The sequence below is a fragment of the Streptomyces sp. NPDC041814 genome (genome assembly GCF_055590565.1).
Genome location: NZ_JBVJAM010000015.1, coordinates 200,614 through 221,905, shown reverse-complemented (window position 1 = coordinate 221,905; position 21,292 = coordinate 200,614). Strand labels below are relative to the sequence as shown.

At 71.9% G+C, this 21,292-nt stretch carries 18 protein-coding genes; 10 read left to right on the top strand and 8 right to left on the bottom strand.

What is annotated here, in order from left to right:
- Positions 1-63: 63 nt before the first annotated feature.
- Positions 64-528, top strand: coding sequence for a type II toxin-antitoxin system PemK/MazF family toxin (locus ACZ6C6_RS31055; RefSeq protein ID WP_469207600.1), 465 nt, complete (start codon positions 64-66; stop codon positions 526-528).
- A 46-nt stretch (positions 529-574) separates the two neighbouring features.
- On the opposite strand, the gene ACZ6C6_RS31050 is transcribed toward ACZ6C6_RS31055, so the two are convergent.
- Positions 575-1,402, bottom strand: a complete 828-nt coding sequence (locus ACZ6C6_RS31050; RefSeq protein WP_469207598.1) for a TIGR02452 family protein — start codon at positions 1,400-1,402, stop codon at positions 575-577.
- 147 nt (positions 1,403-1,549) lie between these two features.
- Between ACZ6C6_RS31050 and egtA the strand changes: the two genes are divergently transcribed.
- From egtA to egtD, 4 genes are read left to right on the top strand one after another with little or no spacing between them, the layout of a single operon-like run.
- Positions 1,550-2,866: an ergothioneine biosynthesis glutamate--cysteine ligase EgtA gene (gene egtA / locus ACZ6C6_RS31045; RefSeq protein WP_469207596.1), complete on the top strand. Its 1,317-nt coding sequence runs from the start codon at positions 1,550-1,552 to the stop codon at positions 2,864-2,866.
- On the top strand, positions 2,863-4,197 hold the full coding sequence (gene egtB / locus ACZ6C6_RS31040) for an ergothioneine biosynthesis protein EgtB (RefSeq protein ID WP_469207594.1): 1,335 nt from the start codon (positions 2,863-2,865) through the stop codon (positions 4,195-4,197). The genes egtA and egtB overlap by 4 nt, the downstream gene beginning before the upstream one ends.
- Positions 4,197-4,952 carry an ergothioneine biosynthesis protein EgtC gene (gene egtC / locus ACZ6C6_RS31035; protein WP_469207592.1) on the top strand — a complete coding sequence of 252 codons (756 nt, stop codon included), beginning with the start codon at positions 4,197-4,199 and terminating at the stop codon, positions 4,950-4,952. The genes egtB and egtC overlap by 1 nt, the downstream gene beginning before the upstream one ends.
- Positions 4,949-5,911: an L-histidine N(alpha)-methyltransferase gene (gene egtD, locus ACZ6C6_RS31030; protein ID WP_469207590.1), complete on the top strand. Its 963-nt coding sequence runs from the start codon at positions 4,949-4,951 to the stop codon at positions 5,909-5,911. The genes egtC and egtD overlap by 4 nt, the downstream gene beginning before the upstream one ends.
- A gap of 57 nt (positions 5,912-5,968) precedes the next feature.
- Here the strand turns inward: egtD and ACZ6C6_RS31025 are convergent, their stop codons facing one another.
- The gene (locus ACZ6C6_RS31025) at positions 5,969-7,225 is read right to left on the bottom strand and encodes an extracellular solute-binding protein (RefSeq protein ID WP_469207588.1); all 1,257 of its coding nucleotides are present in this window, start codon (positions 7,223-7,225) and stop codon (positions 5,969-5,971) included.
- A 201-nt stretch (positions 7,226-7,426) separates the two neighbouring features.
- On the opposite strand from ACZ6C6_RS31025, the gene ACZ6C6_RS31020 reads away from it, so the two are divergent.
- A complete protein-coding gene (locus ACZ6C6_RS31020; RefSeq protein ID WP_143622752.1) occupies positions 7,427-7,642 on the top strand; it encodes a dodecin in 216 nt (71 codons plus the stop codon).
- 36 nt (positions 7,643-7,678) lie between these two features.
- Here ACZ6C6_RS31020 and ACZ6C6_RS31015 read toward each other — a convergent pair whose 3' ends face one another.
- Positions 7,679-8,164, bottom strand: a complete 486-nt coding sequence (locus ACZ6C6_RS31015) for a phosphatase domain-containing protein (protein ID WP_469207586.1) — start codon at positions 8,162-8,164, stop codon at positions 7,679-7,681.
- An 85-nt stretch (positions 8,165-8,249) separates the two neighbouring features.
- Here ACZ6C6_RS31015 and ACZ6C6_RS31010 point away from each other — a divergent pair, with 85 nt between their 5' ends.
- Both ACZ6C6_RS31010 and ACZ6C6_RS31005 read left to right on the top strand, forming a co-directional pair.
- On the top strand, positions 8,250-10,670 hold the full coding sequence (locus ACZ6C6_RS31010; protein ID WP_469207584.1) for an excinuclease ABC subunit UvrA: 2,421 nt from the start codon (positions 8,250-8,252) through the stop codon (positions 10,668-10,670).
- Between the two features lie 247 nt (positions 10,671-10,917).
- Complete coding sequence (locus tag ACZ6C6_RS31005; RefSeq protein WP_469207582.1) at positions 10,918-12,687, top strand: glycosyl hydrolase family 18 protein; 1,770 nt, start codon at positions 10,918-10,920, stop codon at positions 12,685-12,687.
- A gap of 81 nt (positions 12,688-12,768) precedes the next feature.
- Here ACZ6C6_RS31005 and ACZ6C6_RS31000 read toward each other — a convergent pair whose 3' ends face one another.
- From ACZ6C6_RS31000 to ACZ6C6_RS30990, 3 genes are read right to left on the bottom strand one after another with little or no spacing between them, the layout of a single operon-like run.
- Entirely contained in the window at positions 12,769-13,515 is a 747-nt protein-coding gene (locus tag ACZ6C6_RS31000) for a succinate dehydrogenase/fumarate reductase iron-sulfur subunit (RefSeq protein WP_469207580.1), read from the bottom strand.
- Positions 13,512-15,461 (bottom strand): fumarate reductase/succinate dehydrogenase flavoprotein subunit, encoded by a 1,950-nt coding sequence (locus ACZ6C6_RS30995; RefSeq protein WP_469207579.1) that lies wholly within the window; start codon positions 15,459-15,461, stop codon positions 13,512-13,514. The genes ACZ6C6_RS31000 and ACZ6C6_RS30995 overlap by 4 nt, the downstream gene beginning before the upstream one ends.
- Before the next feature lies 1 nt (position 15,462).
- Positions 15,463-16,170, bottom strand: a complete 708-nt coding sequence (locus tag ACZ6C6_RS30990; protein WP_469207577.1) for a succinate dehydrogenase — start codon at positions 16,168-16,170, stop codon at positions 15,463-15,465.
- Positions 16,171-16,265: 95 nt separating this feature from the next.
- Here ACZ6C6_RS30990 and ACZ6C6_RS30985 point away from each other — a divergent pair, with 95 nt between their 5' ends.
- Entirely contained in the window at positions 16,266-17,168 is a 903-nt protein-coding gene (locus ACZ6C6_RS30985) for a LysR family transcriptional regulator (RefSeq protein ID WP_469207575.1), read from the top strand.
- Between the two features lie 22 nt (positions 17,169-17,190).
- On the opposite strand, the gene ACZ6C6_RS30980 is transcribed toward ACZ6C6_RS30985, so the two are convergent.
- Positions 17,191-19,365 carry a putative bifunctional diguanylate cyclase/phosphodiesterase gene (locus tag ACZ6C6_RS30980; RefSeq protein ID WP_469207573.1) on the bottom strand — a complete coding sequence of 725 codons (2,175 nt, stop codon included), beginning with the start codon at positions 19,363-19,365 and terminating at the stop codon, positions 17,191-17,193.
- Positions 19,362-20,180 carry an SAM-dependent methyltransferase gene (locus ACZ6C6_RS30975; protein WP_469207571.1) on the bottom strand — a complete coding sequence of 273 codons (819 nt, stop codon included), beginning with the start codon at positions 20,178-20,180 and terminating at the stop codon, positions 19,362-19,364. The genes ACZ6C6_RS30980 and ACZ6C6_RS30975 overlap by 4 nt, the downstream gene beginning before the upstream one ends.
- A 569-nt stretch (positions 20,181-20,749) precedes the next feature.
- On the opposite strand from ACZ6C6_RS30975, the gene ACZ6C6_RS30970 reads away from it, so the two are divergent.
- Positions 20,750-21,283 carry a hypothetical protein gene (locus ACZ6C6_RS30970; RefSeq protein ID WP_469207569.1) on the top strand — a complete coding sequence of 178 codons (534 nt, stop codon included), beginning with the start codon at positions 20,750-20,752 and terminating at the stop codon, positions 21,281-21,283.
- Positions 21,284-21,292 lie beyond the last annotated feature (9 nt).

The following is a 21,292-nucleotide window of genomic DNA, read 5'->3' as shown; positions in this document are numbered from 1 at the left end:
CTTCCAGACCGCCGCGAGGCACCGGCGCGCAGGCTGCGCGGGGGGACCGCCTAGGGTGATGCGATGACGATCCAGCACCGCGACAGTTACGACGGGCCGGCCGCCTTCCCGGGCCGGACCGGTTCCGCAGCCACCGCCCAGGCCGATCCGCGCGAGGTGGGGCCGGTCCGCACCTCGTACGCGCCCGACCGGGACGGCGCGCCCGACCCCGGGGAGATCGTCTGGACGTGGGTGCCGTTCGAGGAGAACGACGGGCGCGGCAAGGACCGGCCGGTCCTGGTGGTGGCGCGGGAGGCGAAGGGCACGCTGCTGGCCGTGCAGCTGTCCAGCAAGCAGCACGACATGGACCGGGAGTGGGTGTCGCTGGGCGCGGGCCCCTGGGACAGTTCGGGGCGTCCGTCCTGGGTGGATCTGGACCGGGTCCTGCGGGTCCACGAGGACGGGATGCGGCGCGAGGCGTGCGCCCTGGACCGGGCGAGGTTCGAGCTGGTCGTCGGGCGGCTGAGGGAGCGTTACGGCTGGGCGTGAGGGCGCGCGGCGGATCCGGCCCTCACCCTCGGCCTCAGGGTGAGGGTCACCCCCGGTCGGCGAACACCCGGTCGAACGCCACCCGGGTGGGCGCGTCGTCGTCGCGTCCGAGGATGCCGAAGACGACCTGCTCGAAGTGGCCCGCGAACCGGCCCTCCCCGGTGAGCAGCGAGCGGAAGGCTCCGGCCACCTCCGCCGGGTCGTTGCGGAACACGCCGCACCCCCAGGCGCCCAGGACGAGCCTGCGGTAGCCGCACACCGCCGCGACCTCCAGCACCCGTTCGGCCCTGGCGGCCAGCGCGGCCGGGATGCGGTGCGCCTCCTGGGGGGTCCGGGCCCGGATGACCCCGGCGTTGGGGGCCGGCGAGGTGAGGAAGCCGGCCGCGTAGGGGGCGTCGAGCAGCCGGCCGCGGTCGTCGCGGAAGACCGGCACGCCGGGCGAGTGGATGACCCGGTCGGTGTAGAACGCGTCGCGTTCGGCGCGGTGGTGGGCGTAGAAGCCGGGCGCCCGCAGCAGCGTGGCGTACAGCGCGGAGCCCCGGCACAGGGCCTCCTCCTGCGCCTGGGCTCCGTTGAGGTAGCCGCCGCCGGGGTTGCGGGCGGAGGCGTAGTTCAGGACGGCGACCGCGCCGGGGCGTTCGCGGGTCATCCGGGCGGCCGCCTGGAGGCTGCTCTCACCGGTGACCTCGATGGCCGGGGTCCGGTCCCGGTCGGGGGCCACCGGCACCGGCTCGGGGCCGTACAGCCGCGTACCCGCCAGGGCTGCCGCCACGCTCTTTCCGATGCTGATCTCGCGACCGTTTCCGGCGCGGTAGGAGCCCGCCCGGACGATCGCTTCCGTTTCGCGCGCGATGCCGCGCAGCCGGGCGCTCATGCGCCCTCCCCCTTATGGTGCATACGGGGCATGATCGGCGTTCTTCTCCCGGCCACGCAATCGAATTTCCGGCGAAGAAGGCACTCTTGTGCGATGCCTCGGCAGCGGTTTGGGTAGGACGGACGCACCGGAACAAGGAGGCCCGGCATGTCATCCGAGACACCCGGCGGCCACGGTCCGCCACCCGGTCTGATCCCGCCCCTCGGTGAGGGCGAGGCGGAGGATTTACTGCGCGGCATCTGCTTCAAGACGGGGCCGCCGCGCACGGTGGGCGTGGAGCTGGAATGGCTCCTGCACGACCGTGACCACCCGCATCGCACCGTCCCGCCCCACCTGCTGGAGGCGGCCGCAACGGCCGTCCGGGCGCTGCCGCTGAGCGCGGCGCTCACCTTCGAACCCGGCGGCCAGCTGGAACTCAGCTCGCGGCCCGCCGCTTCGCTGATGGCGTGTGTCGAGGACACCGCCGCCGATCTCACCGCCGTACGCGACGCCCTGGGCGCACTGGGCCTCGTTCCGGCCGGTCTGGGCGTCGATCCCTGGCAGACACCGCGACGGCTCCTGCGCGAGCCCCGGTACGAGGCCATGGAGAAGGCCCTCGACCGGTGGGGCCCGGCCGGCCGCGCCATGATGTGCACCACCGCATCCGTCCAGGTCTGCCTGGACGCCGGGGAGGAGGAGCCCGGTCCGCTCGGCTACGCGCGACGCTGGCAGCTCGCCCACCTGCTGGGCGCCGTTCTGGTGGCGGCCTTCGCCAACTCGCCGTTCCGGACGGGCGCGCCGACGCCCTGGAGGTCCACCCGCCAGGTGCTGTGGGCCGGCCTCGACCCGAAGCGGACGCTGGCCCCCGACGGGCTGCTGCCGCCCCGGGACGCCTGGACCGCGCACGCCCTGGACACGCCCGTGCTGTGCGTACGGGGCGAGGGGCCGTGGCAGGTGCCGGACGGGCTCACGTTCCGCGACTGGATCCGGTCGGGGGTGCCCCGGCGCCCGGACCGGAGCGACCTCGACTACCACCTCACCACGCTGTTCCCGCCGGCCCGGCCGCGTGGGCATCTGGAGCTGCGCATGATCGACGCGCAGTCCGGTGACGACGGCTGGATCGTGCCCCTCGCCGTCACCACGGCCCTGTTCGACGACCCGGAGGCCGCGGAGACGGTGTACCGGACCGTGAAGCCGCTCGCCGAGACGGCCGGTGGCGGCGCCGCACCGCGCAATCCGCTGTGGACCGCGGCCGCCCGCGACGGCCTGGCCGACCCGGAGCTGCGCCAGGCGGCGGACGTCTGCTTCCGGCTCGCCCTGGAGGCGCTGCCCCGGCTGGGCGCGGACGTCGCGGTACGGGACGCGGTCGCCGGTTTCCACGACCGCTATGTCGCCCGGGGCCGATGCCCGGCCGACGACCTGCGGGACCTGCTCACCACGGGCGGGGCGCGCCGCCCGGCCCATCCGAAGGGGACCCTGTCATGACCGAATCCCCCGCGCCCCCGCACGCCGGGGACGCCGAGGCGCTGCGCGAGCACGCGCTCGCCGCGCTGCTGACCGCCCGCCGGCGGACCGCGCTCCTCACGGACAGCGTGGACGACCACGAGCTGACCGCCCAGCACTCCCCGCTGATGTCGCCGCTGGTCTGGGACCTGGCCCACATCGGCAACCAGGAGGAGCTGTGGCTGCTGCGCGGTGTGGCGGGACGGGAGGCGATGCGCCCGGAGATCGACGGGCTGTACGACGCCTTCGAGCATCCGCGCGCCACCCGGCCCTCGTTGCCGCTGCTGGCGCCCGGTGAGGCCCGCTCGTACGCCGCCGAGGTGCGCGGCAGGGCGCTGGACGTGCTGGAGTCCGCGCCGCTCGGTGACGGGCCCGCGCTGGTCAGGTCCGGTTTCGCCTTCGGGATGATCGCGCAGCACGAGCAGCAGCACGACGAGACGATGCTCATCACGCATCAGCTGCGTTCGGGTCCGGCCGCGCTGACGGCCCCGGAGCCGCCGCGCCCGGCGGGCGACGTCCCGGCGCTGCCCGCCGAGGTCCTGGTGCCCGGCGGCCCGTTCACCATGGGCACGTCGGCCGAGCCGTGGGCCCTGGACAACGAGCGCCCCGCGCACCGGCGGGACGTCCCCGGGTTCGTCATCGACACGGGTCCGGTGACGTGCGGCGCGTACCGGGCGTTCATCGAGGACGGTGGTTACGGCGACCGGCGCTGGTGGGCGCCCGAGGGTTGGGCGATGGTCCAGGAGCACGAGCTGCGCGCCCCGCTGTTCTGGCACCGGGACGCCGGGCAGTGGCTGCGGCGGCGTTTCGGGGTGACCGAGCCGGTGCCGGACGACGAGCCGGTGCTGCATGTCAGCTGGTACGAGGCCGACGCGTACGCGCGCTGGGCGGGCCGCAGGCTGCCGACCGAGGCGGAGTGGGAGAAGGCGGCGCGCCACGATCCCGCCTCCGGGCGTTCGCGCCGCTATCCGTGGGGCGACGAGGACCCGACGCCGGAGCGGGCCAATCTGGGCCAGCGCCATCTGCGGCCCGCGCCCGCCGGGGCGTACCCGGCCGGGCGGGCGCCGTGCGGGGCGGGTCAGCTGATCGGTGACGTGTGGGAGTGGACGGCGAGCGATTTCCTGCCGTACCCGGGGTTCGCGCCGTTCCCGTACCGCGAGTACTCGGAGGTGTTCTTCGGCCCGGAGCACAAGGTGCTGCGGGGCGGGTCGTTCGCGGTGGACGCGGTGGCCTGCCGGGGTACGTTCCGCAACTGGGACCTGCCGGTCCGGCGGCAGATCTTCGCGGGGTTCCGTACCGCGAGGGACCTCTGATGTGCCGGCACATCGCCTACCTGGGGCCGCCGGTCGCCCTGGGCGAGCTGCTGTCGCGCCCGGCGCACTCCTTGGTGCGGCAGTCCTGGGAGCCCCGCCGCCAGCGCCACGGCACGGTCAACGCCGACGGTTTCGGGGTCGGCTGGTATGCGGAGGGCGATCCCGTCCCGGGGCGTTACCGCCGCCAGGGCCCCGTCTGGGGCGACCAGACCTTCGCCGATCTGGCCCGGGTGGTCCGGAGTCACGCCCTGCTCGCCGCGGTCCGGGACGCGACCGGCGCCGATCCGGACGGCGAGGCGGCGGCGGCGCCGTTCGCCGCGGACCGGGTGCTGTTCAGCCACAACGGCGCGGTGAAGGGCTGGCCCGGCTCGATGGCCGCCGTGGCGGCGACCCTGCCACCGGCCGAGCTGCTGCGGCTCGCCGCGCGCAGCGACTCCGCCCTGGTGTGGGCGCTGGTGCGGCACCGGCTGGCGACGGGCGACGCGCTCGCGCAGGCCGTGGCGGACACCGTGCCCGAGGTGGCGGAGGCCGCGCCGGGCTCCCGGCTCAACCTGCTGCTCACCGACGGCCGCACCATCGTGGCCACCGCCTGGGGCGACACCCTGTGGCATCTCACCGAGCCCGGCCGCCACACGGTCGTCGCCTCGGAGCCGTACGACAACGATCCCCGCTGGTCCGAGGTGCCCGACCGCACCCTCCTGACCGCGACCGCCGGCGACGTCCTGCTGACCCCGCTGAAGGAGCCCCGCACGTGAGTCCCTTCCTGCTGACCCGCACCCTGCCCGAGGACGCGACGGACGCGGCGCTGCGCGCAGATGTGCTGCACGGCCTGTCCCGGCGTCCGAAGACGCTGCCGCCCAAGTGGTTCTACGACGCCCGGGGCAGTGAACTGTTCGAGGAGATCACCCGGCTCCCCGAGTACTACCCGACGCGTGCCGAGCGGGAGATCCTGATCGACCGGGCGGGCGAGATCGCCGCGGCGTCCGGCGCCCGCACCCTGGTGGAGCTGGGGTCCGGCTCGTCGGAGAAGACCCGCCATCTGCTGGACGCGCTGCCGGGCCTGCACAGTTACGTGCCGGTCGACGTCAGCGAGAGCGCGTTGCGCGGGGCGGCCGAGGCCCTGCTGACGGAGCGGCCGGGGCTGTCCGTGCACGCGCTGATCGCCGACTTCACGGCGGGGCTCTCGCTGCCGGAGACGCCTGGGCCCCGGCTGGTGGCGTTCCTCGGCGGCACCCTGGGGAATCTGCTGCCGGGCGAGCGGTCGGTGTTCCTGAAGTCGGTACGCGAGCTCCTGGCGCCCGGGGACACGCTGCTGCTCGGCACGGATCTCGTGAAGGACGAGGAGGTGCTGGTCGCGGCGTACGACGACGCGGCGGGGGTGACGGCGGCGTTCAACCGCAACGTGCTGTCGGTCGTCGACCGGGAGCTGGGCGCGGACTTCGTACCGGAGGATTTCGCGCACGTGGCGCGGTGGAATCCTCGTGAGGAGTGGATCGAGATGCGGCTTCGGGCCCGCCGGTCGCTGACGGTGAAGATTCCGGAGCTGGATCTGGTGGTGCCGTTCGAGGCGGGTGAGGAGCTGCGCACCGAGGTGTCCGCGAAGTTCCGCGAGGACGGGGTGCGCGGTGAGCTGGCCGCGGCGGGGCTCCGGCTGGCCCACTGGTGGACGGACTCCGGGGACAGGTTCGCGCTGTCCCTGTCGACGGTGGACTGACCGGGTGCGGTGCGGGTACGGGGCCGGCGGTGTCCGGTCCCGTACCCGCGCCGGGCGTCAGCTGCCGGCGAGGACCGCGGTGATCTTCTCGGAGGCGGTCTTCGCCTCGGTCGCCGGGTCGCCGCCCTGGAGGACCGACGTCATGTAGGACTTGATGGGGTTGTCGGCCTCGACCGCGGCCCACTGCGGGGAGTTGGGGGTGGCGTGGCCCTGCGCCGCGCCCTCGGCCATCGCGGCGGTGCTCTCCTCACCCTCGATGACATGGGCCAGGGAGGGCTTGTTGGGCACGTAGCTCATCGTCTTGGCCAGGTCCTCCTGCCACTTGGCCCCGGCCAGCGCCTTGATGACCTCGTAGGCGGCGGAGCGCTGGTCGGACTTCTGGGGCACGATCAGGTCGGAGCCGCCGGTGAACACCGAGCCGGGTGCCTTGGCGGTCTTGCCGGGAATCGGGAAGTAGCCGAGCTTTCCCTTGAGTTCGGGGTTCTTCTTCTCGATCAGGGTCGCCGTGCTGGGGGTGGAGATGATCTGTGCGACATTCCCCTCGGCGAACACATTGGCCTGCGGGGGCTTTTCCTCGTCGGCGTCCTTCGGCCCGTCCCCCAGCGCCTGGAGCTTGGAATAGAACTCCATGCCCCTGAGCGCGGCGGGCGTGTCGAGAGTGCCCTCCCAGTCGCCTTCCCCATCGCTGGCGAGTTGCCCGCCCTCGTCCCAGATGAACCCGGCGAGGACGTACCAGTTCTGCCCCGGCAGATACATGCCCTGGATTCCGTCGCGGTTCAGTTTCCCGGTGTCCTCGATCCACTGCGCGCGCGTCTTCGGGGGGTTCTTGATGCCCGCTTCCTCGAAGATGTCCTTGTTGTAGATCACCACGCGGTTGGCCGCGTACCACGGGATTCCGTACTGGACGCCGCCGATGCTCCCCGGCTCGGCGAGACCGGGCAGCCAGTCCTCTCTGCCCAGGTCACGCATGGATTCGAGGGTGAGGTCGCGCAGGTTGCCGCTCTCGGCGTACTGGGCGACCTGGGTGTTGCCGACCTCGATGACATCGGGCGTGTCCTTGCCGGCGAGTGCCTCCAGGACCTTGGGGCCGATGCCGCCCCATTCCTGGATCTTGAACTCCAGTTCGACCGATGAGTGCTCGTCCTCGTACGACTTCTTGAAACGGTCCAGGAAGTCGGCGGTAACACTGTCCTTCATCAGCCAGATCGTCACCTTCTCGCCGCCGGAGCCGCCGGTTCCGGGGATCACGCCGCAGCCACCCAGCGCAACAGTGGAAATAAGGGCGACAGCTCCGACGAGCATGCGGTTTTTCACGATTCACCTTCTGCGGAACGGCAGGACGAAATTTGCGGACCCGGTGTGGGGGACTGCGGGCTGCGCTCGCACGGGCGTGGCTGGATTTTGGTATGGACCAATACTTTGGTCAAGCTCCGTCACGGACATGCGCGATGTCCCCGATCCCTCGCGAACCGGGCCGAGGTAGGGCACCTTGGTAGGAACGAGAGGAGACAAACCGTGTCAAATCACACGTATCGCGTCACCGAAATCGTAGGAACCTCCCAGGAAGGCGTCGACGAGGCCATCCGCAACGGCGTCGCAAGAGCCTCGGAAACGTTGCACAATCTCGACTGGTTCGAGATCACCCAGGTGCGCGGGCAGATCGAGGATGGCCGAATCGCGCACTACCAGGTCGGCCTGAAAGTGGGCTTCCGGCTCGACGACCCGAAGTGACGCGACCGCCCGCCGCCCCACGCGTGCGGGGCCCGTTCAGGTGCGCCCCTCGCGCTCCTGCGCGTCCTTCAGCGCCGGCGAGGCCGAGGTCCAGCGGGCCCGCACCACGGTGAATCCGGCCAGCTCGGCGGCGTCGCAGACCAGTTCGTCGTCGTCCACGAGCATGCGTACCGTACGGTCGCGACCGAGCCGCTCCAGGGTCTCCAGCTTGGTCCGGCGCGCCGGCCTGCGGTCGTCGTTGCGCCGCATGTGCAGCCGCCCCTCGGGCAGCCCCTGGCGGGCGAGCCAGGCCACGGTGTCCTTGCGGCACCGCTCGGGCCGGCCGGTGAGATAGACGGTCTCGCACTCCTCGGCGCTGCTCAGCACCAGCCGTACGCCCTCGTCCAGCGGCGGGTCGTCCACGGCGGCGGCGAAGAAGGCCGCCCAGTCCCGGCGGCCCTCCAGGAAGTGCTGGCGGTGCGTGGTGTCGGCGAGCGTACCGTCGAGATCGAACACGGCCAGCGGCCGGACGTCGTGTGTCATGCGGCCAGCAAACCAAGCGGCCGCCCCGTCCGGCCAGCCGGCACGACCACCGGCACACCGCACCGAGCACGGAGACCTCTCCCCCATGACCTCGCCCCACGATCCGTACGTACGGGTCCGAGGCGCCCGCGAGCACAATCTGCGGAACGCCGACGTCGACATCCCGCGCGACACCCTCACCGTCTTCACCGGCGTCTCCGGGTCCGGCAAGTCCTCGCTGGCCTTCGGCACGATCTACGCGGAGGCCCAGCGCCGCTACTTCGAGTCCGTCGCCCCGTACGCCCGGCGGCTGATCCACCAGGTCGGCGCGCCCGCCGTCGGCGAGGTCACCGGGCTGCCCCCGGCCGTCTCGCTGGAGCAGCGCAGATCGGCGCCGGGCGCCCGGTCGTCCGTGGGCACGGTGACGACGCTGTCCAACTCGCTGCGGATGCTGTTCTCACGGGCCGGGGACTATCCGGAGGGTGCCGAGCGGCTGGACTCGGACGCCTTCTCGCCGAACACCGCCGTCGGGGCGTGCCCACGCTGCCACGGCCTCGGCCGGGTCCACCGCACCAGCGAGGAGCTGCTGGTCCCGGACCCGGAGTTGTCGGTCAGGGAGGGCGCGATCGCCGCCTGGCCGGGCGCCTGGCAGGGGAAGAACCTGCGCGATGTGCTGGACGCCCTCGGCTACGACGTGGACCGGCCCTGGCGGGAGCTGGACCCCTCCGACCGGGAGTGGATCCTGTTCACCGACGAGCAGCCGGTGGTGACCGTCCATCCGGTGCGCGAGGCGGGGCGCATCCAGCGGCCCTACCAGGGCACGTACATGAGCGCGCGACGCTATGTGATGCACACCTTCGCCGATTCGAAGAGCGCCACCCTGCGGGCGAAGGCCGAGCGTTTCCTCAGCAGCGAGCCCTGCCCGGTGTGCGGGGGCAGCAGGCTGCGGCCGGAGGCCATGGCCGTCACGTTCGCGGGGCGCACCATCGCGGAGCTGGCGGGTCTGGCGCTCACCGGACTGGCCGACGTGCTCGCGGCGGCGGGCGGGGACGAAACCGCCCGGGTGCTGACCGCGGACCTCCTGGCCCGCATCGGGACCGTCACCGAACTGGGCCTCGGCTACCTGAGCCTGGACCGCACGGCGCCCACACTCTCCTCCGGTGAGCTCCAGCGGCTGCGGCTGGCGACCCAGCTGCGCGCGGGGCTCTTCGGCGTGGTGTACGTCCTGGACGAGCCGTCCGCCGGTCTGCATCCGGCGGACACCGAGGCGCTGCTCGCGGTGCTGGGGCGGCTGAAGGAGGCCGGGAACACCGTCTTCGTGGTGGAGCACCAGATGGACGTGGTGCGGCGGGCGGACTGGCTGGTGGACGTGGGGCCGCTGGCCGGTGAGCACGGTGGCCGGGTGCTGCACAGCGGGCCCCCCGCCGAGCTCGCCGGGGTCGCGGAGTCGGCCACCCGGCGCTTCCTGTTCCCGGACGCGCCGCCCGCGCCGCGCGGGGCCCGCGCGCCCTCGGGGTGGCTGCGGCTGTACGGGGTGGAGCGGCACAACGTGCGCGGGGTGGACGCGGCGTTCCCGCTGGGCGTGTTCACGGCGGTGACCGGGGTCTCCGGCTCGGGCAAGTCGACGCTGGTGGGGCAGGTCCTCGCGGGGGCGCTGGCGGACCGGGACGGCGCCGAGGAGGACCGGGGCGGCGAGCAGCCGGTCGCCGGATGCGCGCGGGCCGAGGGGCTGGACGCGGTGGACCGGCTGGTGCAGGTGGACCAGCGGCCCATCGGGCGTACACCCCGTTCCAACCTGGCCACGTACACCGGTCTCTTCGACGTGGTGCGCAAGCTCTTCGCGGCCACTCCCCTGGCCCGGGAGCGGGGGTACCGGGCGGGCCGGTTCTCGTTCAACGTGACCGGCGGGCGGTGCGAGACGTGCCAGGGCGAGGGGTTCGTCTCGGTGGAGCTGCTGTTCCTGCCGAGCACCTACGCGCCCTGCCCGGACTGCCACGGCGCGCGGTACAACCCGGAGACGCTGGAGGTCACGCTGCGCGGGCTGAACATCGCCCAGGTGCTGGACCTGACGGTGGAGTCGGCGGCCGGCTTCTTCGCCGGGACCCCGGCCGCCGCGCGCAGCCTGGGGACGCTGCTGGACGTGGGGCTCGGCTATCTGCGGCTCGGGCAGCCCGCGACGGAGCTGTCCGGCGGCGAGGCGCAGCGGATCAAGCTGGCGGCGGAGCTCCAGCGGACGCGCCGGGGGCACACGCTGTACCTCCTGGACGAGCCGACGACGGGGCTGCATCCGGCCGATGTCGAGGTGCTGATGCGGCAGTTGCACGGGCTGGTGGAGGCCGGGTCCACGGTGGTCGTCGTGGAGCACGACATGGCCGTGGTCGCGGGTGCGGACTGGGTCATCGACCTCGGTCCGGGCGGCGGTGACCGGGGTGGCCGGATCGTGGCCGAGGGGCCGCCGGTGGAGGTGGCGCGGGCGCCGGAGAGCCGTACGGCGGGGTATCTGCGGGCGGCTCTGGGGCTTGCCTGAGCGACCGGCCCGCATCAACTCCTCTGGGTGTCATGCGGGTTGGCGCTCGACACGGGGAAGGGAAATGAAACAGTAAAGAACGTTGACAGTTATCTGGTCCATACCAATCATGGGCATGCCACACGGTCGTACACCGCCGTGCGGCATGTGACCCCCGGCCGGGAATCACAGGAACGGGCCGCGCCCCTCCCCGGGCGCGGCCGAGCCGTGCATCCGCCCGTTGTCCCACCCCGCTGGGAGCTGCCCCATGAGACGTCCAAGAACACTCGGCGCCGTCCTGAGCGCCTTGGCCACCGCCGTCGCGTCCGCAGGCCTGGTCCTCGGATCAGGCGCCGGCGCCCAGGCCGCCACCACCGCCGCCACCCCCATGCCCGCGCACGTCTTCGCCCCGTACTTCGAGGCGTGGAACGGCGACAGCCCGGCCGCCCTCGCCCAGGCGTCCGGAGCCAAGTACCTGACGATGGCCTTCATCCAGGCCGCGACCAAGGGTTCCTGCACGCCGTACTGGAACGGCGATTCGAGCATGCCGATCGCCCAGTCCGAGTTCGGCGCAGACTTCACCACGATGCGGTCGCGCGGCGGTGACGTCATCCCGTCGTTCGGCGGCTACACCGCGGACAACACGGGCACCGAGATCGCCGACAGCTGCACCAGTGTGGACTCGATCGCCGCCGCGTACGAGAAGGTCATCACGACCTACGACGTGTCGCGCCTCGACATGGACATCGAGGACAACTCCCTCGACAACAGCGCCGGGATCGACCGCCGCAACAAGGCGCTCAAGAAGGTCCAGGACTGGGCCGCCGCCAACGGGCGCCCGCTCCAGATCTCGTACACGCTGCCCACCACCACGCACGGGCTCGCCGAGTCCGGGCTCGCGGTGCTGGAGAACGCGGTGTCCAACGGCACCAAGGTCGATGTCGTCAACCTCATGACGTTCGACTACTACGACGGCGCCACGCACGACATGGCCAAGGACACCCAGACGTCCATCACCGGGCTGAAGGGCCAACTGGCCTCGCTGTACCCGTCGAAGACCGATGCCCAACTCTGGGGCATGACCGGCATCATCGAGATGCCCGGCATCGACGACTACGGACCGGCCGAGACCTTCACCACGGCCAACGCCCCCGTGGTGTACGACTGGGCCGTCTCCAAGGGCGTCAACACCCTGTCGTTCTGGGCGCTCCAGCGCGACAACGGCGGCTGCCCGGGCACCGGCGGGAGCGACACCTGCTCCGGCATCGCGCAGGACACCTGGTACTTCACGCACACCTTCGCGCCCTTCACGAGCGGCGGCAGCGGCCCGGTGACCGACGACTACTCGGTGGCCGTCACCCCCTCGTCGGCCACCGTCGAGCCGGGCAAGTCGGCCACCGCCACCGTGAAGACCGCGGTGACCTCGGGCGCCGCCAAGACGGTCGGGCTGACCGTCAGCGGAGCCCCCGCCGGGGTGACCGCCGCGCTCAACCCGTCCTCGGTGACCGCGGGCGGCTCCGCCACGCTGACGCTCAGCGCCTCGGCGTCGGCGGCCCCCGGCACGTACACCGTCACCGTGACCGGCACCTCCGGCACCCTCAGCCACTCGGCCTCGTTCACCCTGACGGTGCCCGGCTCCGGCGGCGGGACGGGGTCCCTGGTGAACGGTGACTTCGAGACCGGCGCGCTGGGTCCGTGGACCTGCCAGTCCGGTGGCGCGGTCGTCTCCTCGCCGGTGCACGGCGGCACGCACGCGCTGGCCGTCGCGGCCACCTCGTCGCAGACCGGGGAGTGCGCGCAGACGCTCACCCTCTCCCCCAACACCAAGTACACCCTCGCGGGTTACGTGCAGGGGAACTACGCCTACCTCGGCGTCCGGGGCGACGCGACGGCGAGCACCTGGGGCCTCTTCAACGGCTACACCAAGCAGTCGGTGACCTTCACCACCGGCTCCAGCGGCTCGGTCACGGTCTACCTGCACGGCTGGTACGGCCAGGGCACGGTGTACGGGGACGACCTCTCGGTCACCAAGTCCTGACCCGGTACGCGTAAAGGCCTTCGGGCCCCGGAGGCGGGCGGCCTCCGGGGCCCTCGGGCCGGTACGGCGCCTCCCGTGCGTTCAGCGGCGGACCTTGCGGGTCGCCCGCAGCCACTCCTTGTTCATGGCCGAGATCGACGGCAGCGGGATGCCCTTGGGGCAGGCAGTGGCGCACTCACCGGTGAGCGTGCAGCCGCCGAAGCCCTCGCTGTCCATCTGCTCCACCATGTCGAGCACCCGGGTCTCCCGCTCGGGGGCACCCTGCGGGAGCACGTTGAGGTGGTTGACCTTCGCCGAGGTGAAGAGCATCGCCGAACCGTTGGGGCAGGCCGCGACACAGGCGCCGCAGCCGATGCACTCGGCGTGCTCGAAGGCGAAGTCGGCGTCCGGCTTCGGCACCGGCGTGGCATGCGCGTCGGGGGCCGTGCCGGTGGGCGCGGAGATGTAGCCGCCGGCCTGGATGATCCGGTCGAAGGCCGAGCGGTCCACGACCAGGTCCTTGACGACCGGGAAGGCCGAGGCACGCCAGGGTTCGATGTCGATGGTGTCGCCGTCGCGGAAGGCGCGCATGTGGAGCTGGCAGGTGGTGGTGCGCTCCGGACCGTGCGCGTCGCCGTTGATGACGAGGCTGCACGCGCCGCAGATGCCCTCGCGGCAGTCGTGGTCGAAGGCGACGGGGTCGTCACCGGCGAGGATCAGCTCCTCGTTGAGGGTGTCGAGCATTTCCAGGAACGACATGTCCCGCGAGATGCCGTCCACCTCGTACGTGGACATGGCGCCGGGGGCGTCGGCGTTCTTCTGGCGCCAGACGCGCAGGGTGAGCTTCATGCGTAGCTCCGCTGAGTGGGGTGGACGTACTCGAAGACGAGGTCTTCCTTGTGCAGGACCGGGGCCTCGCCGGTGTCGGTGAACTCCCAGGCGGCGCCGTAGGAGAACTCCTCGTCGCGCCGGGCGGCCTCGCCGTCCGGGGTCTGGGACTCCTCGCGGAAGTGACCGCCGCAGGACTCGGCGCGGTGCAGGGCGTCGAGGCACATGAGCTCGGCGAGCTCCAGGTAGTCCACGATGCGGTTGGCCTTCTCCAGCGACTGGTTGAGCTCCTCGCCGGTACCGGGGACCTTGATGCGCCGCCAGAACTCCTCGCGGATCAGGGGGATCCGGGCGAGCGCGGTGCGCAGCCCCTCCTCGTTGCGGGCCATCCCGCAGTACTCCCACATGAGTTCGCCGATCTCGCGGTGGAAGGAGTCGGGGGTGCGGTCGCCGTCGACGGCCAGCAACAGGTGGAGCCGGTCCTCGGTCTCGGCAACGACCTCTTCGACCGCGGGGTGGGAGCCGTCGACCTCGTCGCGGTGCGGATTGCGGGCGAGGTAGTCGTTGATGGTGGACGGCAGGACGAAGTAGCCGTCGGCGAGCCCCTGCATCAGCGCGGAGGCGCCGAGCCGGTTGGCTCCGTGGTCGGAGAAGTTGGCCTCACCGATCGCGAAGAGGCCCGGGATCGTGGTCTGGAGGTCGTAGTCGACCCAGAGGCCGCCCATCGTGTAGTGCACGGCCGGGTAGATCCGCATCGGGGTGACGTACGGGTCCTCGGCGGTGATCCGGGCGTACATGTCGAAGAGGTTGCCGTACTTCTCCTCGACCTTGGCCCGGCCCATCCGCCCGATGGCCTCGGCGAAGTCCAGGTAGACGCCCTGGCCGCCGGGTCCGACGCCGCGCCCCTCGTCGCAGACGTTCTTCGCGGCGCGCGAGGCGATGTCGCGGGGTACCAGGTTGCCGAAGGAGGGGTACTGGCGCTCCAGGTAGTAGTCGCGCTCGTCCTCCGGGATCTCGTTGGCCGGCCGGGTGTCGCCCTTGGCCTTCGGAACCCAGATACGGCCGTCGTTGCGCAGCGACTCGCTCATCAGCGTCAGCTTGGACTGGTGGTCGCCGGTGCGCGGGATGCAGGTGGGGTGGATCTGGGTGAAGCAGGGGTTGGCGAAGTAGGCTCCGCGCCGGTGGGCCCGCCAGATGGCGGTGGCGTTGGAGTTCATCGCGTTGGTCGACAGGTAGAAGACGTTGCCGTAACCCCCGCTGGCGAGGACCACCGCGTCGGCGAAGTAGGTGTCGATCCTCCCGGTGACGAGGTCGCGGGCGACGATGCCGCGCGCCCGTCCGTCCACCACGATCAGGTCGAGCATCTCGGTGCGGGGGTGCAGCTCGACGTTGCCCGCGGCGATCTGCCGGGACAGCGCCTGGTAGGCGCCGAGGAGCAGTTGCTGTCCGGTCTGGCCGCGGGCGTAGAAGGTGCGGGAGACCTGGACGCCGCCGAAGGAGCGGTTGTCGAGGAGCCCGCCGTACTCACGGGCGAAGGGGACGCCCTGCGCGACGCACTGGTCGATGATCTCGACGGAGATCTGGGCGAGCCGGTGCACGTTCGACTCGCGGGCGCGGAAGTCGCCGCCCTTGACGGTGTCGTAGAAGAGGCGGTGGACCGAGTCGCCGTCGTTGCGGTAGTTCTTCGCGGCGTTGATGCCGCCCTGCGCGGCGACCGAGTGTGCCCGGCGGGGCGAGTCCTGGAAGCAGAACTGGACTACGTGGTAGCCCTGTTCGGCCAGGGTGGCACCGGCCGAGCCGCCGGCCAGGCCGGTGCCGACGACGATGACGGTGTGCTTGCGCCGGTTGGCGGGGTTGACCAGCTTGGCCTCGAAGCGGCGGGTGTCCCAGCGCTCGGCGACCGGACCGGCGGGGGCCTTGGTGTCGGCGACGGGCTCGCCGGTCGTGTAGTGGGTGTAGTCGTTCATGTCAGCTCACGACTCCGGTCATGACGGCGACGGGTACGGAGATGAAGCCCACCGTCAGCACCAGCGCGAGGACGTTGGCGAGGGTCTTCAGGGCACGGTCGCGGCTCGCGCGGCCGGCGCCGAGGGTCTGCGCGGCGCTCCAGAACCCGTGCCGGACGTGGAGTCCCAGGGCGAGCATCGCGACGATGTAGATGACATTGCCGTACCAGGTGGAGAAGGTGTCGATGACGTTCTGGTACGGGTGGCCGGACTGGAATCCGCCGGAGTGCACGGTGCCGGTCGTCAGGTCCAGGATGTGCCAGACGATGAACAGCCCCAGGATGACCCCGCCGTAGCGCATGGTGCGGGTGGCGTAGCTCGCGCGCGGTCGCTTGTGCGCGTACGCGCTGGGCCGGGCCCGCAGATCGCGGCGGCTGAGCTGGTACGCGGAGACCGCGTGCAGCACCACGGCGGCGACGAGCACCACGCGCACGATCCACAGTGCCCACTCGTGGTGCAGGAACGGCTCGCCCATCACGCGCAGCCAGTGCGCGTAGCCGTTGAACTCGCCGGACCCGAAGAAGATCTTCAGGTTGCCGATCATGTGGACGACCAGGTAGAGGAGCATGACCAGACCGCTGACGGCCATGATCGCCTTCTTGCCGACGGTCGAGCCCCAGAGCGTACGCGTCATGGACGGCCGTCGGTCCGTCCGGGTTGCCAATGCCATGGACACGACGCTAGGGCCGGTGGACCCGATCAGTCCAAGTCATGGAACGGCTGATCTCCATAGGCTGAGCCTATGAGGCGGGGTAGCGTGGGGTGATGCAGTTCCAGCAGCTCACCTATTTCGTGGCCGTCGCCGAGGCCCGGCACTTCACCCGCGCCGCCGAGGACGTGCACGTCTCGCAGCCCTCGCTCTCCCAGCAGATCCGGGCCCTGGAGAACGAGCTGGGCGCCGAGCTGTTCAGCCGGGCGCGCGGCAACATCACGCTGACGGACGCGGGCGAGGCGCTGCTTCCGCTGGCCCGGCGCATCCTGGCCGACGCCGACACGGCCCGCCACGAGGTGCAGGAGCTGGCGCAGCTGCGCCGGGGCCGGGTGCGGCTGGGGGCGACGCCCAGTGTGTGCACGGGCCTGCTGCCGGAGGTTCTGCGCGCCTTCCACGACCTCCACCCGGGCATCCAGCTGCTGTTGGAGGAGGGCGGTTCGCACGATCTCGTACGGGAGCTGGCGCGCGGGGCGCTCGATCTGGCCCTGGTGGTGCTGCCGCTGCCGGCCGCCTCACCGGCACTGACCACGGTCGAGCTGCTTCAGGAGGACCTGGTGGTCGTCTCGTCGGCGCAGCGTCCCCGGCCGGGCCGGGGCGGGCGGGTCCGGATCGCGGATCTGGAGGGCGAACCGCTGGTGATGTTCCGGCACGGCTACGACCTGCGGGAGCTGACGGTGGCCGCCTGCCGGGCGGAGGGCTTCGAGCCGTCGTTCACGGTGGAGGGCGGCGAGATGGACGCGGTGCTCGGCTTCGTCCGCGCGGGCCTGGGCATCGCCGTCGTCCCGACCATGGTCGCCGCCCGCTCCGGGGCCGACCTGCGTGCGACTCCGCTGGCCCGGCCCGGGCTGCGCCGCACCATCGCGCTGGCACACCGCAGCGACGTGGCCCCGCCGCGCGCGGCCCGCGAGCTCCAGCGGGTCCTGCTGGCAGGGCGGGCGGGCGCGGCGAGCCCGTGAAGGACCGCCGCGCCCGCCCGGCTCACACCGCGTCGGCCAGCAGCAGCGAGTGGATGCGGTCCGGGGCTCCGGGGCGGGCGTAGTACCAGCCCTGGGCCGTGTCGCAGCCCAGCTGCCGCAGCTGCTCGGCCTGGGCGCCGGTCTCCACGCCCTCCACGGTGACCGCCAGGTCGAGGCTGTGCGCGAGCGACACGATCCCCTCCACGATCTTCAGGTCGACCGGGTCCGCCGGATGGTGCTGCATCCCCTGCGTGAAGGACCGGTCCAGCTTCAGCACGCTCACCGGAAGCCTGCGCAGGTTCGCGAGGTTGGAGTAGCCGGTGCCGAAGTCGTCCAGCGCGATGTCGACGCCCATCTCGGCGAGCTGGCGCAGCGGCTTCAGGACGTCCTCGTCCGCCCCGATGAGCGCCGACTCGGTGACCTCCAGGCAGAGCGCGCCCGCTTCGAGCCCGGAGCGCTCCAGGACCTCGACGGTCTCCGCGACCAGCTGCGGGTGGTGCAGCTGGGCCGGCGAGAGGTTGACGTTGATCCGCAGCGGGCCGCCGTCGGTGTGCCGCTCCTGCCAGAAGTTGGCCTGCCGGACCGATTCCTCCAGGACCCAGCGGCCGAGCGGCACGATGAGCCCGGTGTGTTCGGCCAGCGCGATGAACCGGTCGGGCCCCAGGACCCCGTGCTGCGGATGGCACCAGCGCACCAGGGCCTCGGCGCCGTGCACCGTACCGTCGTCGAGGTGCACCAGCGGCTGGTACTCGATGAAGAACTCACCGCGTTCCAGGGCGGCCGGCAGGGCCGTGGTCAGACCGTGCCGGGTGATGGCCCTGGCGTCCGCCTCCGCGTCGGCCAGCTCGAAGCGGTTGCCGCCCGCGGACTTGGCCCGGTACATGGTGATGTCGGCGCTGCGCAGCACCTCGGCGGCGCTGCGTTCTCCGGCGGGGCCCTCCACGACTCCGATCGAGCCGCGCACCGTCAGCTCACGCCCGTCCAGCCGGATGGGCGTGCCGAGGACGCCGAGGATGCGGCAGGCGAGCTCGTCGACCTCGGCGGGGCTGTCGAAGCTCGTCGTGAGCGCCACGAACTCGTCGCCGCCGAGCCTGGCGACCATCTCGCCCGAGGCGGTCGCGCAGCTCTGGAGCCGGTCGGCGACCTCCACGAGCAGCCGGTCGCCCGCGGCGTGGCCCAGGCTGTCGTTGATCGCCTTGAAGCCGTCCAGGTCCAGGTAGCAGAGGCCGAAGCGGCTGCCGTCGCCGGCTGAGAGCGCTTTCTCCAGGCGCTCGAAGAAGAGGGTCCGGTTGGGCAGGCCGGTGAGCGCGTCGTGGGTCGCCTCGTAGCGGAGACGGAGGTTGAGCAGACGGCGCTCGGTGGTGTCCTCCAGCAGCGCCAGCTGGTATTCGGGCCGCCCCTCGGCGTCGCGCAGCAGCGACACCGTGAGATTGGTCCACAGGACGGTGCCGTCGTTGCGGTAGTACGGCTTCTCGACCCGGTAGTGCTCGCGTTCGCCGCGTACCAGCTCGTTGTAGTACTTCCAGACCTGCGGGGAGTCCTCGGGGTGGACCCACTCGTTGACGCGGTGGCTCAGGACATGGTTCTCCAGACCGCCGAACATCCGGGTGAGGGTGTCGTTGACCTCCAGCACATTGCCGTCGAGGTCGGCGATCCCGATGCCGATGGCCGCGTCCTTGAAGACGGCGCGGAAGCGTGCCTCGGTGGCGTGCAGGGCCTGTTCGGCGTGGGAGCGGGCGGCGAGCGCGGAGCGGGCGATGGCCTCCTGCTCGGCCAGCGTCCGTTCGCGCAGGGCCTGGGTGAAGCCGGCGGCCACCGCGTGCTGGATGCGGGCGCAGCGGGACCGGCTGTCCTCGGTGGCGAGGGCCACCGGCCCGTTGCTGCCGCAGTAGAGCACCAGATAGGAGTCGACGACGCCGAGCGTGGAGCTGAGCGCGTCCGGGTCGGTGCAGTGGGCGGCGACGAGCGCGCCGCCCACCTCCGTGGCCGCGGCCGCGTCGAACGGGCGGGCGTGCAGGATTTCGCTGAGCGTACGGGCCAGCGGCAGCAGGTGCTGCTCGAACTCGGGCCGGGTCAGGGAGGTGGCCGTCGACGGGAAGATGGCCCGGCTCCAGATGGTGGCGAACCTCCGGAGCCGGTCCTCGGGGCCGTCGGGCGCCGCCTCCGGGGATCCGGACGGCTGGGCGGGAATGCTCACGCCTTGCGTCCCACTCCCGCGATGCCCGAGAAGGCGTATGGGTCCTCGTTCTCGGGGGCGGCGGCGTTCTCGGGGCGCCATTCCGGCATCGCCACGAGGCCGGGCTCGACCAGCTCGTAGCCGTCGAAGAAACGTGCGACCTCGTCACGCGTGCGCATGATCAGCGGGTTGCGGATGTTCCGGTACACGCCGACCGCGCCGCCGGCCTCCTCACGGCTCAGCGGAATGCCTTCGTACGCGGCGTGGGTGACGATCAGGAGGCTGCCGGGGGCGAGCATGTCGCGGAGCGTGGCGACGGCGCCCTGCGGGTCGTCGGCGTCCTCGATGAAGTGGAGGACGGCCACGAGCAGCAGCGCCACCGGGCGGTCGAAGTCGAGGAGTTTGCTCACCTCGGGGCTGTCCCGGATCTCCCAGGGGCGGCGCAGGTCGGCCGAAGCGATCGTGGCGCCCGCGTTGCCTTCGAGGACGGCCTGGCTGTGCGCGACGGCGACCGGGTCGTGATCGACGTAGGCGACCTTGGCAGCGGGGTCGATGGCCTGGGCGACCTCGTGGACATTGCCGAAAGTGGGTATGCCGGAACCGATGTCGAGGAACTGGCCGACACCCTCGCTCAGCGCGTAGCGCACCGCGCGACGCATAAAGGCCCGGTTCGCCTGCATGACCTTGGGAAGCCCCGGCATGAACTCCATGGCCTTCCGGGCCGCTTCCCGGTCCACCTCGAAATTGTGCGAGCCGCCCAGATAGAAGTCATACATTCGGGACACGCTCGGCACCGAAATGTCAATGCCTTGCGGTGCCCAGGCGGGACGCTCCATCGATGTCTCCAACAAGTCGCCACGGCGATCCGGCCATGTCCATGGTCAGTGTGGACCAGAGGCTACTGATCGACCGCCAAGAGAGCGAGCGGAAACGGAAATTAGCCGTCCGTTATTGGTCACACTCCTATGGCATGTGCAACCGCCTCGTCGCTGCCCGTCACATTCGCCGAACGAGAGGGATCGAATAGTTCACTCCCGGACTACTTTGGCACGTCAGGGACGTCGGAGTCCGTGAAGGACGGGCACCATGTCCCGCAAGGGCCTTGGACGTTGGTGTTCGCACTCCGGACGCGCCCCGGGCGGGGCGGGCCCGTCCGGACCCCGGGAGAGCGGCACGCGTCCCCTCGTCGCGGTCCCAAGGCCGGGAATGCGCGGGGCCGGTGACACAGCCTTTGGCGCCATTCCCGCGAAGAGGGTCGACAATCGGCCATTTCCGGAGACCGGGCCCCGAAGGCGCCCGTTCCATTTCACGGGCGCCAAACCCCGCGCACCCCAGGTCCCCTCCATCAGGCGAATCCGGGGTGGGTCCGGCGTGCCACCGCACGGCCCGGAACATGCTCCCGGTCGTGTACGGATCACTCTTCTGGCGGCTGGCCGCGGCGCTCGCGCTCACCTGGCTGCTGACCGCCCCCGCCCCCGCGGCCGCCGACAGTTGCGCGTACGCGTCCATCGGGGACGGCGACGGCGGCACGGCCGTGGCCGTCAGCGGCGACGGCAGCTGTTTCGCCGGCCCGGAGCCCACACCGACGCCCCCGCCGAAACCGAAGCCACCCCCGCCACCCCCGCCCCCGCCGAAGCCGGCACCGCCGCCACCGCCGCCTCCTCCTCCGCCACCACCGGCACCGGCACCCGAACCCGTACCGGCACCGCCGCCACCGCCTCCGCCCCCTCCCCCGCCGGCCCCGAAGCCCGAACCGAAGCCGAAGCCGAGCCCTCGGCCGTCCGTACGGCCCTCGCCTTCCGTCCGCGTCGCCCTTCCCGCCTACCGCAGACCGGTGCGGAAGCCGCCCCAGCGCCACACCTCCCTGGTCACGCTCACCCTGATGATCACGGCCCCCGCGGTGTTCGCCGTCGCCGTGCTGCGCCCCCGTTCCCGATGAATCCCGGAG